Annotated in this window: 13 protein-coding genes; 10 read left to right on the top strand and 3 right to left on the bottom strand. The window is 63.4% G+C overall.

Going from position 1 to position 13814, the window contains the following annotated elements; all coding sequences use genetic code 11:
* Window positions 1–11: 11 nt before the first annotated feature.
* The 3 genes from IE061_RS11795 to IE061_RS11785 all read right to left on the bottom strand — a co-directional run bounded on the left by IE061_RS11795 (window position 12) and on the right by IE061_RS11785 (window position 3337).
* Complete coding sequence (locus IE061_RS11795; protein ID WP_193461669.1) at window positions 12–1985, bottom strand: TonB-dependent receptor domain-containing protein; 1974 nt, start codon at window positions 1983–1985, stop codon at window positions 12–14.
* 85 nt (window positions 1986–2070) lie between these two features.
* Window positions 2071–2238, bottom strand: coding sequence for a hemin uptake protein HemP (gene hemP, locus IE061_RS11790; RefSeq protein WP_016915235.1), 168 nt, complete (start codon window positions 2236–2238; stop codon window positions 2071–2073).
* A gap of 64 nt (window positions 2239–2302) precedes the next feature.
* Window positions 2303–3337 (bottom strand): LacI family DNA-binding transcriptional regulator, encoded by a 1035-nt coding sequence (locus tag IE061_RS11785; RefSeq protein ID WP_193461668.1) that lies wholly within the window; start codon window positions 3335–3337, stop codon window positions 2303–2305.
* 186 nt (window positions 3338–3523) lie between these two features.
* Here IE061_RS11785 and ltnD point away from each other — a divergent pair, with 186 nt between their 5' ends.
* The 10 genes from ltnD (at window position 3524) to IE061_RS11735 (ending at window position 13804) form a co-directional block, all read left to right on the top strand.
* Window positions 3524–4462, top strand: coding sequence for an L-threonate dehydrogenase (gene ltnD, locus IE061_RS11780; RefSeq protein ID WP_039175060.1), 939 nt, complete (start codon window positions 3524–3526; stop codon window positions 4460–4462).
* Window positions 4459–5754 carry a 3-oxo-tetronate kinase gene (gene otnK / locus IE061_RS11775; protein ID WP_193461667.1) on the top strand — a complete coding sequence of 432 codons (1296 nt, stop codon included), beginning with the start codon at window positions 4459–4461 and terminating at the stop codon, window positions 5752–5754. Before ltnD ends, otnK begins: the two co-directional genes overlap by 4 nt.
* Window positions 5751–6410 (top strand): 3-oxo-tetronate 4-phosphate decarboxylase, encoded by a 660-nt coding sequence (gene otnC / locus IE061_RS11770; protein WP_144980895.1) that lies wholly within the window; start codon window positions 5751–5753, stop codon window positions 6408–6410. Before otnK ends, otnC begins: the two co-directional genes overlap by 4 nt.
* A gap of 52 nt (window positions 6411–6462) precedes the next feature.
* Complete coding sequence (otnI, locus tag IE061_RS11765) at window positions 6463–7260, top strand: 2-oxo-tetronate isomerase (RefSeq protein WP_096921969.1); 798 nt, start codon at window positions 6463–6465, stop codon at window positions 7258–7260.
* Window positions 7261–7305: 45 nt separating this feature from the next.
* Window positions 7306–8280, top strand: coding sequence for a D-erythronate dehydrogenase (gene denD, locus IE061_RS11760; RefSeq protein WP_193461666.1), 975 nt, complete (start codon window positions 7306–7308; stop codon window positions 8278–8280).
* Between the two features lie 103 nt (window positions 8281–8383).
* Complete coding sequence (locus IE061_RS11755) at window positions 8384–9382, top strand: TRAP transporter substrate-binding protein (RefSeq protein ID WP_052196285.1); 999 nt, start codon at window positions 8384–8386, stop codon at window positions 9380–9382.
* A gap of 112 nt (window positions 9383–9494) precedes the next feature.
* Entirely contained in the window at window positions 9495–10073 is a 579-nt protein-coding gene (locus tag IE061_RS11750) for a TRAP transporter small permease (protein ID WP_193461665.1), read from the top strand.
* Window positions 10070–11347 (top strand): TRAP transporter large permease, encoded by a 1278-nt coding sequence (locus tag IE061_RS11745; RefSeq protein WP_016915223.1) that lies wholly within the window; start codon window positions 10070–10072, stop codon window positions 11345–11347. The genes IE061_RS11750 and IE061_RS11745 overlap by 4 nt, the downstream gene beginning before the upstream one ends.
* Before the next feature lie 103 nt (window positions 11348–11450).
* Entirely contained in the window at window positions 11451–12908 is a 1458-nt protein-coding gene (locus IE061_RS11740) for an aldehyde dehydrogenase family protein (RefSeq protein ID WP_193461664.1), read from the top strand.
* Window positions 12909–12931: 23 nt separating this feature from the next.
* Window positions 12932–13804 (top strand): NAD(P)-dependent oxidoreductase, encoded by an 873-nt coding sequence (locus tag IE061_RS11735; RefSeq protein ID WP_081194516.1) that lies wholly within the window; start codon window positions 12932–12934, stop codon window positions 13802–13804.
* The last annotated feature ends 10 nt before the right edge of the window (window positions 13805–13814 follow it).

Genomic DNA, 13814 nt, shown 5'->3' with positions numbered 1-13814 from the left:
CGGTCTCCTGATTACCACTGCCAGTTCAGTGTGGCGAACAGGCTGCGGCCATCGCCCAGACTGCCATCCGGGCGGTACCACTCCTTGTCGCCCACGTTGGCCAGGCGCAGCGATGTGTCGAGGGCAGGGGTGACTTGCCAGGCCAGATGCAGATCGTTCAGGCCATATCCTGGCAGCCGTTCGTCGCTGCTCTGTTTGTCGAAGTCGCGGGCGAACCGGCCCTGCCAGCCCACGCGCAACGCGCGGTTGTAAAGGGCCAGCTCGCTGCCCAGGGTCATTTCCAGAGGCGTCTGGCTGCCCAGCGCTTCACCGCTGTCGCGGTCCTTGCCCGAGACCTCGGAAAGGCCTGCAAAGCTGGTGAGTAGCGGGAAGGCGCTGGGCTGCCAGGCAAGGCGAGCGTCGTATCCCCATAGTTGGGCACGCTGCACGTTGACCGCCTGGGTGGTGCCCGCCATGATATCGACCTGGGTATCGATGAAGTCGTCTGCCCGCGTATCGAAATAGCTGGCGCGCGCTTGCCAGTCCCCCTGGTGCCATACCACACCGCTCTCCCAGGTATGGCTGGTTTCCGGGGCCAGCTCCGGGTTGGGGATCCAGAAATTATCCGGGGCGCAGAAGAACGGGCCTGCACAGAAGCCCGCAAAGTGCCGCTCACTGGCGTACAGTTCGGACAGGCTTGGTGCGCGGAAGGCCTCGGCATAACCCGAGAACAGCATCACGCCTTGCTGTGGGCGCCAGGCCACTCGGAAACGTGGCGATACTCGGTCGTGGACGCTGGCATCGCTGGCTTGGCCTGAGGCGTCGTAGCGGTCATAGCGTGCGCCCACGCCCAGGTCCCACTGCCCGGCGCCGCCCTCCGCCAGATAACGCCCCGCCGTGAGGGTGGTATCCAGATAGGCCGCTTGCGTGTCGATGTCGGCATGCGGGAAGCCGTTGGCACCGCCTTCCGGACGCTGGCGTGCCTGTTCCAGTTCGGCCCCGAAAACCAGCGTTTGTGATAACCAGCCATGCTCCAGGCGGTGATAGCCGTCGCTTTGCAGGCCTATGCGCTCCAGCGTGCGGCTTGCCTGAGGCTCGCTAATCTCCTGCTGGCTGAAACTGAGGCGTGAGGTGATGTCGGTTACCGGGCTGGGCTGCCAGCGATGACCCAGCTGCAGGTTATGGCTCTCCACCTCGCGATCACGCAGCGGATTGCTGGTGGTGACATCGCGCTGCTGAGGGTTGGCGGGCTGGGTAGTGTCCTCATCGTAATACTGCCAGCCGATGAACAGCCGGTGCTCGTCGTTGGGTTCCCAGCCACCTTTGACGAGCAGGCTGTTGAGGCTGGCATCCTCCTCGGCCTTATCGCCCCCCGCCCGACGTATATCTCCCGACTCGCTGCGCCCCACGGAGAACAGTCCATCTACCTGTCCTCTCGATGTGTCCTGTCGGCCAAAGGCGCTCAGGTTGCCGCGCAGTTCACCGCTGGCGGTCGCCCCGCCCACTGACAGCCGAGCCCCGCTGTTTTCCCCAGCGGCCAGTAAGTCGCTGGCTTCCACCGTGGTGAAGCTCACCACGCCTCCCATGGCATTGCTGCCGTACAGGCTGGAGAGCGCCCCCCGCGCCACCTGCACCTCCTGAACAAGGGCCGGGTCAAGGAAGAAGTTGCCAATGTGGCCTGTGGTAATGTCCTGGCGCACGCCATCCAGCCGCACCAGCACGCCATTGCGCCCAAAGCCGCGCATGCTCAGGGTCTGGCCGTTGCGACGCCCCTGGCCTGCCACATGCAGGCCAGGCTGACGGCTGAGAATGTCCTCCACGCGGCTGGCGGTGGCGAGTTCCGTATCCGTGCGGTCAATGATGTCGATGATCAGCGGGGCGGAGGAGAGGTCTGTCGGTGCCCGTGTACCGGTGACCGTCACCGGATGAAGCGACGAGTCGTCAGCCTGTACCGAAAGCAGCGGCAATAGGGTGAGGCAAATGCCCAGAGAGTAGGATGGTTTCATGAGCCAGCAATATCCAACGTAGCGTGATGGAGTAATTCGCTGGCTGGGTACGCAGGTTACCTGGCTGGCTGAAGCAAAAGGAAAATCAAGCGGTCAGGATCAATTTGCCGCTTTTCGTACGACGAAGCACATAGCGCCGCTGTTCGTGATGAATTACCAGTTGGCCATCCTGATCGAGTAGCGCCTGACTGGTAACCTCACGGGGCGAGCCAGATGAGCCTTCTGTCGGGGCATCTTTTTTATCGGGCTGCATGAGAGGATATTCCCTGTGTTAATGATAACTATTGTTATTAAGTTAACAGGGTTTGGCCATCGGCTCAAGTGCTCCCGCCTACCTGCAGCGTGAACCCTACATCGTGTTGGCGGCGGTAGACGTTTTTACCGCTTAGCCTGCGGATCAGCTCTTTGGCGGCCAGCCGCCCCATCTCTTCTCTGGGCGACAGAATGGTGGTGAGCGGTGGGGTCACGTGTTGGCCAAGGGGCAGGCCGTTGAAGCCAGCAATGGCGATGTCGCCCGGCACATCGAGCCCCTGGCGCTGCGCAGCCAGCAGCGCACCGGCGGCCAGGTCGTCGTTGGCGAAATGGATGGCCTGGGTGCGCGGGTAATGCGCCAGTACCTGGGCCAGGCTGTCTGCGCCCGCTTGCAGGCTGCCCAGCGTGTCCAGCTCCACCAGCGAGGCGTCCAGGCCGTGGGCCGTCAACACCGCCTTGTGCCCTTCGTAGCGCATGCCCGCTCGGTAATCCTGAGACAAGCGTGCGCCGACATAGACAATATGGCGATAGCCTCTGTCGATCAGGTGGGTAGCCATGCAGCGCCCCGCCGCCACGTGGTCCAGCCCGACGTTCAAGTCCATGCCCTTGCCCAGCTCCATCACCTCCATGATGGGATGATCCCAGTTGTTCAGCAGGGTCTGGCAGGCGTGGTTATGGCGCAGCCCTGCGGTAATCAGGGCCGAGCATGACCAGCCCAGAAAAGTGCGCACTAACTGATATTCGCGGTCCAGGTCGTAGTCGGTGTTGCCCAGCAGTATCTGATACCCCTCGGCCTCCAGGGTGTCTTGCAGTCCCTTGATCACTTCCACGAACACGGTGTTGATCAGGGAAGGCACGATGACGGCGATCAGCCTGGAGCGTGAGGAAGCGAGACTGCCCGCCACCAGGTTGGGCACATAGCCCAACTGCTCCACGGCATCGAGCACGCGCTCTCGGGTCTGGTCGCTGACTTTCTCGGGCGTGTTCAGCGCCCGTGATGCGGTAATCGGCGAAACACTGGCCAATTCAGCCACCTGGCTGAGGGTGATCTGGTCCGTGCGGCGGCGTGCTCTCGCTGGGCTGGAAGCATCTTTAGACATTGGTCGCACGTCCCTATCGTTCAGCTTGTGATGAGAGAAAGAATAATCTAAAACGAATGTTAGCGCTATCATGACAGCGCTAACATATGCCGCCGTGAGCATGCCCTTGCGACCACGGCGCGCGGTATTCAGAACGATGCTGCAGTCAAAACAATATTTAAAATAACAACAGTGAGGTAGCCGCCGGTGAGTCACGATACACAGCAATCCCCGTCAGTCGGTGTGATCGGGTTAGGTGCCATGGGAATGGGCACCGCTACGGCGCTGCTGGAGCGCGGCTTCAAGGTCATCGGGTGCGATATTTCAGCGGCTGCCCGCGAAGCCTTCATCGCGGCCGGTGGGCACAGCGTGGCCACGCCGCAAGCACTGTCGGGGTGCGAGGTGGTGCTGGTCATCGTGGTCAATGGCCAGCAGGTGGAAGACGTGCTGTTTGGCGAGCAGGGCGTAGTGCCCCACCTTGCGCCCGGGAGTGTGATCGTGCAGTGCGCCACGGTAGCGCCCAGCCAGGCCAGGCAACTGGGTGAGCGCCTGGCTGCAGCGGGCATGGCGATGCTGGATGCCCCTATCAGTGGCGGTGCCGCCAAGGCCAGAAGCGGTGATTTATCAGTGATGGCCTCCGGCCAGCCGGATGTGTTCAAGAAAGCCCAGCTGATACTGGATGCCATGGCCGCCAAAGTGTATCGCCTGGGCGACGCGCCAGGGGTGGGGTCCAGCATGAAGCTGGTCAATCAGCTGCTGGCCGGGGTGCATATCGCCACTGCCGCCGAAGCCATGGCGCTGGGCATCCGTATGGGCCTCGACCCCGAGGTGATCTATGAGGTGATCACCCACTCGGCGGGCAACTCCTGGATGTTCGAGAACCGCGTACCGCACATCTTGAGCGGCGACTACACGCCGCTGTCTGCCGTCGATATCTTTGTCAAGGACCTCAATATCGTCCACCAGACGGGCCGTGAGCTGTCACTGGCCACGCCGGTGGCCGCCAGCGCATTGCAGCAATTTACCGCGGCCAGCGGCGCAGGCTTCGGGCGCGAAGATGACTCGGCGGTGATCAAGGTCTATCAACGCCTGTCAGGCATCGCCTTGCCAGACGCCGCCAACGATGCCGAGGGGGCAGCGTCATGAACCACCCACGGGTCGTGCTGGGCGCCATCGCCGACGACTTCACTGGCGCCACCGATTTGGCCAATAACCTGGTGCGCGGCGGCATGCGCTGCCTGCAGGTGATCGGCGTGCCGCAAGAAGCGGTGGACCTTCGTGACATCGATGCGGTTGTGGTCGCGCTCAAGTCGCGCTCCTGCCCGGTGGAAGAGGCCGTGGCCGACTCCCTGGCCGCCCTCGATTGGCTGCGCGCCCAAGGCGCTCGCCAGCTGTTCTTCAAGTACTGCTCTACTTTCGACTCCACCGACGAGGGCAACATCGGCCCCGTGGCCGATGCCCTGCTGGAGGCATTGGGCGCCGCTCAAACCGTGATGGTGCCTGCGTTTCCGGTCAATGGCCGTACGGTGTACCAGGGGCACCTGTTCGTCGGTGACCGCTTGCTCAACGACAGCGGCATGCAGCACCACCCGCTCAACCCTATGCAGGATGCCGATCTGGTCCGCGTGCTCTCCCGCCAAACGCCTCACGCCGTGGGGCTGGCCAGCCGTCAGGTGCTGGCAAAGGGCGCTGAGTCAACCCGCTCTCATCTGTCGACGCTCGCCGAGCAAGGCGTACGCCATGTGATCTGCGACACCCTGGATGAGCAGGATTTGGACGTGCTGGCCGAAGCCACCGTCTCGATGGCGCTGGTCACCGGCGGCTCCGGCCTGGGCCAGGCGCTGCCCGCGCAGTACCGAGCCCAGGGCTGGCTGGAGACGATCCCCGAACCGGGGCGTTTAGCGCCTGCGGCGGGCGGGGCGCTGGTACTGTCGGGTAGCTGCTCACGGGCCACGCTGGCGCAAGTGGCGGATTTCATTGCCAAGCATCCCGACGGCGGTTTCGCGCTTGACCCGCTGGCGCTGGTAGAGGGCGAGCAGCAACGCCAGCAGGCGCTTGCGTTTGCGCGGCAACGGCTATCCGACAACGCGCCGGTCTTGATTTACGCCTCCGCCGATCCAGAAAAAGTGAAAAACGCGCAAGCCTCGCTCGGCGTGGAGCGAGCAGGGCACCTTGTTGAAGAGGCATTAGGCCAGTTGGCGGTAACGCTGGTGCAGGAAGGTGTGGGCCGGTTATTGGTAGCGGGCGGCGAAACCTCCGGTGCCGTGGTCTCCGCGTTAGGCGTGACGACCCTGCGCATCGGTGAGCAGATCGACCCCGGCGTGCCTTGGACTCAAGCCTCGCTGCCAGGCCGCGAGGCGCCGCTCTCGCTGGCGCTGAAGTCCGGCAACTTTGGCGGCGTGGACTTCTTCACCCGGGCCCTCGAGGTGCTGGCATGAGCACGCCCCTTTGCCACCGACATCAGAACGCCCTGCGCGAGCAGATCAGCACGCTCGGTAAATCCTTGTTCGACCGCGGCCTGACCATGGGCTCCAGCGGCAACATCAGCGTGCGGCTGGACGATGGCGGCTGGCTGATGACCCCCACCAACGCCTGTCTGGGGCGGCTGGACCCGGCACGTATCTCGCACCTGGACCCGCAGGGCCAGCTGCTCAGCGGCGATGCGCCCACCAAGGAGCAGTTCCTGCACATGGCCATGTACGACGAGCGCCCGCAGTCTGGCGCCATCGTGCACCTGCACTCCACCCACTCGGTGGCGGTGTCGTGCCTGCCGGGAGTAGACCCCTGCGACTGTATTCCACCGCTCACCGCCTACTACGTGATGCGGGTGGGCAAGCTGCCGCTGGTGCCTTATCACATCCCGGGCGACCCCCAGTTGGGCGAGGCGGTACGGGGCCTGGCAGGCAAGCACAGCGCGGTGCTGCTGGCCAACCACGGCCCAGTGGTGGCGGGCAAGACCCTCGAAGCGGCGGTGTATGCCACCGAAGAGCTGGAAGAGACCGCCAAGCTGTACCTGCTGCTGCGAGGCGAGAACCCGCGCGGGCTGACCCCAGAGCAGGTCGCCGAGCTGGAAGCGCGCTTTCCCAGGGATTAATGACCCACTTGAACCCCTTTCACCAGGTACTGGATAACAACAAGAGCACGCCATGATTCGATTAGCCGCCAACCTCAGCATGCTGTTCAACGAACACGCCTTTCTCGACCGCTTTGCTGCTGCCGCCGAGTCGGGTTTCAAAGGGGTCGAGTATCTATTCCCCTATGCGTTTGCCGCGCGTGATGTGCAGCACGCGCTCAAGGATGCCCAGTTGGAGCAGGTGCTGTTCAATATGCCGCCGGGCGATTGGGACGCCGGTGAGCGCGGCCTGGCCAGCCTGCCGGGCCGGGAAGCCGAGTTTCGCGATTCGGTCACGGCGGCGCTGAGCTACGCCGAGGCGCTCGGCTGCCCGCGGGTTCATGCCATGGCGGGGCTGTTACCGGACAACGCCGATGCCGCGACCCAGGCAGAGCACCACGCCACGTATATCCGCAATCTGCGTTTTGCGGCGAACGAGGCGGCCAAAGTGGGCCGCGACATTCTCATCGAGCCGATCAATACGCGTGACATGCCGGGCTTTTTTCTCTCCCGCCAGGCCCAGGCCATGGCGGTACTGGAAGAGGTCGGTGCCAAGAATCTCAAGCTGCAGTTCGACCTTTACCACTGCCAAATCATGGAAGGCGACCTGATTCGCCATCTCGAACGCCAGTTCAGCGCCATTGGCCATGTCCAGATTGCCGGGGTGCCTGATCGTCACGAGCCCAATGTGGGCGAGGTGCACTACCCCGCCATTTTCGAACGCTTGAGCGCGCTGGGGTATCGCGGCTGGGTTGGCTGTGAATACCGCCCACAAGCCGCCACCCGAGCGGGGCTGTGGTGGGGAGCACCCTGGGGGTTGACCCCACGCTGAGCCCCCGGCCACCAACAATAACAACGCCATATCAGGAATCACATCATGCATATTGCCATCACCGGCGCAGCGGGTTTTCTAGGTCAGCGTCTTGCCCATCAACTGATCCAGCGGGGCGAGCTTCGCCAGCAGCCGATCACCCAGCTCACGCTGATCGATCAAGTGGAAGCCCCCGCGCCCGATGCAGGTAGCATCACCGTATCCTCGCGCGCCGTGGACATTACCCAGCCCAAGGCCCTCGACGACGTGCTGGATCAGCGCCCTGACGTGATCTACCACCTGGCGGCCGTGGTGAGCTCCGCCGCCGAAGCCGATCTGGAGCTGGGCATGCGGGTCAACTTCGATGCCACCCGTGCCTTGCTGGAAGGCTGCCGCCTGCGCGGCCTGCACACAACGCGCTTGATCATGGCCAGCTCCGTGGCGGCCTACGGCGGGGCGCTGCCGGACGTGCTCGATGACATGACGGCCTTGCACCCGCAGAACTCCTACGGTGCCCAAAAGGCCATGTGCGAGCTGCTCATCAATGACTACAGCCGTCGTGGCGAGATCGATGGCCTGGTGCTGCGCCTGCCCACCATCGTGATCCGCCCTGGCCGCCCCAATGCAGCAGCCTCCAGCTTTGCCTCCAGCATCTTGCGGGAGCCGCTCAATGGCGAAACGGCCATTTGCCCGGTGCCCACCACCCTTGAGATGTTCGTGATGTCGCCGGGCAAGGTGGTCGACGCGCTGGTGCATGGCGCCCAGGTGCCCAGCACAGAGCTGGCACCGTTCCGTGCTTTCATGCTGCCCGGCATCACGGTGAGCGTGGCCGAGATGCTCGATGCCCTGCGCAGCGCCGCAGGCGAAGACGCGCTCTCGCTCGTTCAGCATGCGCCCGACCCGCGCATCGAAGCGATTGTGGCCAGTTGGCCCGCACGCTTCGAAACCGCCAAGGCGCGCCAGCTCGGCTTTGTCGGTGACGACGACTTCACCCAGATCATCGAACGCTTCATGGCCGAGCAGCACCATGAACGCGCCTGATGTGGCTGCTTTTCCATCTGCCTGGCAAGGCAGGTAACCCATAGGAAGGCCCTGCGCCTTCTTGAAACACCCACCCTCACAACAACACCAAGAGGGATACATCATGACCAAGCGCTTCACCCGACATGCTCTCGTGACCGCCATGAGTGCCGTGGCCACCGCCAGCATTGCCCTGCACGCCCAGGCCGCCACCGATATCAGCCTGGGGCATACGCTCTCTTCTACCTCCCACTACTCGGTGGGCGCCAAGGCGTTCAAGGAGACACTCGAACGTTTATCCGACGGTGCCTTTACCGTCACCGAACACGCCTCCGGCTCCCTCGGCGGTGAGCGTGAAATGATCGAAGGCCTGCAGATCGGCACCGTGGATGTGGTGATCACCTCCAGCGGCCCACTGGGTAACTTCGTCCCCGAAACCTACGTGCTGGACCTGCCGTTCCTGTTCGAAAACTACGACCAGGCCCGCTGCGTGCTGGATAGCGAGATCGGTGACGAGCTGCTCGAGAAGATGAGCGACCATGACCTGGTGGGCATGGCCTGGTCGGAGAACGGTTTCCGCCATCTCACCAATAGCCAGCGTGAAGTCGCCAGCCCCGAGGATGCCAGTGGCTTGCGGGTACGCACCATGGAAAACGCGGTGCACCAGGAAGCCTTCCGGCAGTTGGGCGCACGGCCCACTCCCATGGCCTTCCCTGAACTCTTCACGGCGCTGCAGCAGGGTACCGTCGACGGCCAGGAAAACCCGATCACCGTCATCGTGGCCACCAATTTCTGGGAAGTGCAGGACTACCTCTCCCTGACCGGACACGTCTACTCCCCGGCCATCGTGCTGGGATCGCCGATCCTGCTGGATGGCTTGAGCGATGAAGAGCGTGACTGGTTCATGCAGGCGGCAGCGGCATCGGTGGACGCCACCCGTGAAGAGGTCTCGCGCCTGGAGCGTGAAGGGGTAGCGCTGCTGGAAGCCAATGGCATGCAGGTGAAAACCGATATCGACCCGGCACCTTTCCAGGCAGCCGTAGAGCCCGCCTACGAGATCTTCACGTCGCAGTACGGCAGCGAGATGCTCGAACGCATTCGTGAGAAAGCGGGCAGCTGCTGAGCGCTGTCTTCACGCGCTTTCTCGACGAACTGTCTTGACGAGCTTTCTTGACGCACTTTCTCAACGTCGGCCTCTGGCAGTGCCAGAGGCCATTCAAGCAGGGTGATCCTTTATGCTATCGGTCTTGCTCCGTATCGAGCATCAGTTAACCCGGCTGGCCCTGATGGTGGCGGTGCTGATGTTGGTGATCTCGGTCACGCTGAGCTTCTATCAGGTGTTGACCCGGTTCGTGTTCAATGCGCCTTCCACCTGGACGGAAGTGGCGTCCCGCGCCTCCATGATCTGGTGCGTGTTCATGGCCGCAGCGGCCACCTTTAGAGGCGGCTACATGATGGCGGTAGAAGTGATCTATAAATGGCTGCCGCGCCGAGGGCTGCTGTTGCTCGAAGTGGCCATCGTCGCCTGCTGCCTGCTGGTGCTGGGGGTGATGTGCTATTACGGCATCCTCATGACCCTGCGGGTCAGTAACCAGGTGATGTCGGGCATGAATATCTCCATGTCCTGGGCCTACGCGGCCATCCCGACCGGCGCCGCTTTTGCCATCGTGTCGGTGATCGCCAGGCTGGCCGCGCAGCTCAGTGGACGTGAGCCCGTGGGGCCGGAAAACAGTGAGGTGTTGCCCGAAGAGGCCATGCTGCAGCAGGTCGAGCAGCCCAGCGCTGAACAGACCAACAAAGGGACGCCCCTATGAACATGGTGATTGGCCTGTCGCTGCTTATTCTCTTCACCTTCGGCGTGCCCATTGCGATCTCCATCGTGCTGGCCTCGATCATCGGCATCGAATTCTTCACCCGGCTGCCGCTGTTGCTGGTGCCGCAGCAGATGTTCATCGGGATCGACAAATTCCCGCTGATGGCGATTCCGTTTTTTATCCTGGCGGGTAACTTGATGGCCGCCGGGGGCATTTCCCAGCGGCTGGTGGACCTGGCCAAATCCATCGTCGGGCGGGTGCAAGGCGGTCTGGCCATGTCCTGCGTACTGACCTGCATGATGTTTGCAGCGGTGTCGGGCTCCAGCGTGGCCACTACTTTTGCCATTGGGGCCATCCTGATTCCGGCGATGGTCAAGCATGGCTATCCCAAACCGCTGGCCGCTTCCATTCAAGCGTCATCGGCGGAGCTGGGCGTGCTGATTCCCCCTTCCATTCCGCTGATTCTGTACGGCGTGAGTACCGATACCTCCATCGGACAGCTGTTCCTGGCGGGGATTGGGCCAGGCCTGCTGATTGGCTGTGCGCTGATCATCTTCCTCTACCTGTTCTGCAAAGTGCGTGGCTACGGCAAGGACGATTACAAGGACAGCACGGGCTTCATGACGTCGCTGAAGCGTGCCTGGGTGGCGCTGCTGATGCCGGTGGTCGTGATTGGCGGTATCTACGGCGGGGTGTTTACGCCCACGGAAGCCTCGGCGGTGGCAGTGTTTTTCGCCCTCATCGTGGGGGCATTCTACTACCGTGAATTAACGCTGGCGGATATGGGGCCTATCCTGCGCCAAAGCGTGATTTCCACGGCGGCCGTCATGTTGATCATTGCCGCTGCCGCGCTTTTCAGCTTTTTATTGAGCCGTACCGGGTTGCCCGCCCACATTGCCACGCTGGTGACCAACACCATTGAAAGCCCGATGATGTTCTTGCTGGTGGTCAACGCGCTGCTGCTGATCGTCGGCATGTTCATCGAAACCTCGGCGGCCATCCTGGTGCTGGCACCCATCCTCACCCCCATCGCCATGCAGTTTGGCATCCACCCCGTGCACTTTGGCCTGGTCATGGTGGTCAACCTGGCGCTGGGCATGATCACCCCGCCGTTGGGCGTCAACCTGTTTGCCGCCTGCGCCGTGGCCAAAATCTCTATCGATCAGATGCTGCCGTGGCTGGTGCGTTTCGTGCTGGTGGTGCTGGCATGTCTGATGGCGATTACCTACATGCCATGGATTTCCATGGGACTGGTCAATCTCTTCTATGGTTAAAAGACGTATGAGGTTAAAAACGTGCGGGGTTAAAAAACGTTCGGGATCAAAGAGCCGTCTGTGTTAACCGTAATGACCACAATGACAATAAAAGGAGCTCCTGATGTCGCATACCATCGGTCTGCTGTCGCAGCAGGCGCTGATTGGAGGAGAGTGGGTCGATACCGCGCAGACCCTCCAGGTAGACGCCCCCGCCACGGGCGAACCGTTGACCCGCATCGCGCGGTGCCAGGCCGAAGAGGTAGATGCCGCCGTGCAGGCGGCCCGCAAGGCCTTCGCTGGGCAGCTCGGGGAGTGGGCGCGCTGGTCGGCGCGCCAGCGCGGTGAGTGGCTGCTGCGCTTTGCCGACGTGATCGAATCACAGCATGAGCAGCTGGCGGCGCTGGAGTGCGCGGATACCGGCAAGCCCATGACGCAGGCCAAGGGAGACATTGCCGCCTGTGCCCGCTATTTCCGCTTTTATGGCGGTGCCGCCGACAAGCTGCACGGTGAGACGATCCCCTTTGAGACGGACTTTGCCGTGATGACGCTGCGCGAGCCCTACGGTGTCTGCGCCCAGATCATCCCCTGGAACTACCCGTCCCAGATCTTTGGGCGCTGTGTCGCAGCGGCGCTGGCGGCGGGCAACACGGTGGTGCTCAAACCTGCCGAAGATGCCTGCCTGAGCGTCATGCGCCTGGCGGCGCTCGCGGTGAACCATGGGCTGCCCGAAGGCGCTCTGAACGTGGTGCCGGGGTTGGGTGTGGAAGCGGGTGCTGCGCTGGCTTCGCACCCCTGGATCGACCATCTCTCGTTTACCGGATCGCCTGAAACCGGCACCCGCGTGGCGCAATTCGCCGCCCAGCACCATGTCCCGATTACCCTGGAGCTGGGTGGCAAGTCGCCGCAGCTGGTGTTTGCCGATGCCGACCTGGAAGCCGCGCTGCCTGCCGTGGTGCGGGGCATCGTGCAGAATGCCGGACAGACGTGCTCGGCGGGTAGCCGACTGCTGGTGCAGCGTGAGATCGCCGATCAGGTCGTCACGGCCCTCGCCCAGCGTTTTGCCGAACTGCGCTGCGATGCGGGGGAAGCCGATGCCGACTGCGGCCCGCTGATCAACGAGCGCCAAAAACTCAAGCTGGAAGCCCGCCTGGCCGCCGCCGAAGCCGATGGCATTCAGGTGGCGGGGCAGGGGCAGTTGGCGCCGAGTGCGCCTGCAGGCGGACATTTTGTGCTGCCACGGGTGCTGACGAACATTCCGGAGGGCCATGACGTACTGCGTGAGGAGCTGTTTGGGCCGGTGCTGGTGGTACAGGTGTTCGATGACGAGGCGCAGGCCTTGGCGCTGGCCAACGCCACCGACTTTGGCCTGTGTGCCGGGGTATGGACCCGTGACGGAGGGCGCCAGCTGCGCCTGGCCAAGGGCATTCGCAGCGGCCAGGTCTTCATCAATAACTATGGCGCGGCAGGCGGTGTCGAGCTGCCGTTTGGCGGGGTCGGGCGCTCGGGCCACGGGCGTGAAAAAGGCTTCGAAGGGCTGCGCAGTTATACCCGCATCAAGACCGTGGCCATCAAACATTGAGCGCTATCAACCAGGAGAGCACTATGACGACCGTTTATCGGGTAGGGCTTGTCGGCGTTGGCTTGATGGGCCACGGCATTGCCAGCAGCTTGCTGCGCGCGGGGCATTCGCTGTGTTTTCTGGAGCACGCGGGCAACCAGCCCGTGGAGGACTTGGTGGCGGCAGGGGCCGTGCCGCTGGCCAGTGGGCGGGAGGTTGCCCAGCAGGCCGACATCGTCATTCTGTGTGTGACCGGCTCACCGCAGGTGGAGGCCGTCCTGTTCGAACCCGACGGAGTGCTGGACGGGCTGCGCCCCGGCAGCGTGGTGGTGGACTGCTCCACCGCCTTGCCCAGCTCGACGGCCCAGGTGGCGGCCCGTGTCACGGCGGCAGGCGGGCGTTTCATGGATGCCGCCATGACGCGCACGCCCAAGGAGGCGGCCGAAGGGCGTCTCAACCTGATCGTCGGCGCGCCCACGCCGCTGTTCGAGGAGCTGCGGCCGTTACTGGCAGCCTTCGCCGAAAACATCGCTCATGCCGGTGACGTCGGGGCGGGCCACACGCTGAAGCTGCTGCACAACTTCGTCTCGCTGGGCTTCTCGGCGGTGCTGGCGGAAGCCACGGCAGCATCGCGCAAGGCAGGCATCAGCGCCGATGCCCTGCTGGAGGTGCTGGGCGCGGGCGGCGGTGGCGGCGTGGTGCTGGAGCGCCTGCGCCCCTACATCGCCCACGACGACCCCTCCGGCTTTCGGTTTTCGGTCGCCAACGCCAGCAAGGACCTGGGCTACTACCACACCATGACCCACGAGCTGGGCGTGACCGGCGACATGGCTGGCGCCGTGCACGCACTATACCGCTCGGTGCCGGACCAGCAGCTGTCGATTCCTGAAGTCATCGGGGTGCTGGAGCAGCGCTGACCCCGCCTAT

The sequence above is a fragment of the Vreelandella hamiltonii genome (assembly GCF_014651795.1).
Lineage (GTDB): Bacteria > Pseudomonadota > Gammaproteobacteria > Pseudomonadales > Halomonadaceae > Vreelandella > Vreelandella hamiltonii.
Note: the sequence above shows the minus strand (reverse complement) of the source record. Positions and strands in the feature narration are given on the sequence as shown.

Excerpts from the sequence above, each read along its gene's own strand:
- IE061_RS11785 (WP_193461668.1), bottom strand. The coding sequence starts at position 3,337 with ATGTCTAAAGATGCTTCCAGCCCAGCGAGAGCACGCCGCCGCACGGAC.
- IE061_RS11740 (WP_193461664.1), top strand. The coding sequence starts at position 11,451 with ATGTCGCATACCATCGGTCTGCTGTCGCAGCAGGCGCTGATTGGAGGA.
- otnC (WP_144980895.1), top strand. The coding sequence starts at position 5,751 with ATGAGCACGCCCCTTTGCCACCGACATCAGAACGCCCTGCGCGAGCAG.
- IE061_RS11745 (WP_016915223.1), top strand. The coding sequence starts at position 10,070 with ATGAACATGGTGATTGGCCTGTCGCTGCTTATTCTCTTCACCTTCGGC.
- IE061_RS11735 (WP_081194516.1), top strand. The coding sequence starts at position 12,932 with ATGACGACCGTTTATCGGGTAGGGCTTGTCGGCGTTGGCTTGATGGGC.
- IE061_RS11795 (WP_193461669.1), bottom strand. The coding sequence starts at position 1,985 with ATGAAACCATCCTACTCTCTGGGCATTTGCCTCACCCTATTGCCGCTG.
- hemP (WP_016915235.1), bottom strand. The coding sequence starts at position 2,238 with ATGCAGCCCGATAAAAAAGATGCCCCGACAGAAGGCTCATCTGGCTCG.
- IE061_RS11755 (WP_052196285.1), top strand. The coding sequence starts at position 8,384 with ATGACCAAGCGCTTCACCCGACATGCTCTCGTGACCGCCATGAGTGCC.
- otnK (WP_193461667.1), top strand. The coding sequence starts at position 4,459 with ATGAACCACCCACGGGTCGTGCTGGGCGCCATCGCCGACGACTTCACT.
- otnI (WP_096921969.1), top strand. The coding sequence starts at position 6,463 with ATGATTCGATTAGCCGCCAACCTCAGCATGCTGTTCAACGAACACGCC.
- denD (WP_193461666.1), top strand. The coding sequence starts at position 7,306 with ATGCATATTGCCATCACCGGCGCAGCGGGTTTTCTAGGTCAGCGTCTT.
- IE061_RS11750 (WP_193461665.1), top strand. The coding sequence starts at position 9,495 with ATGCTATCGGTCTTGCTCCGTATCGAGCATCAGTTAACCCGGCTGGCC.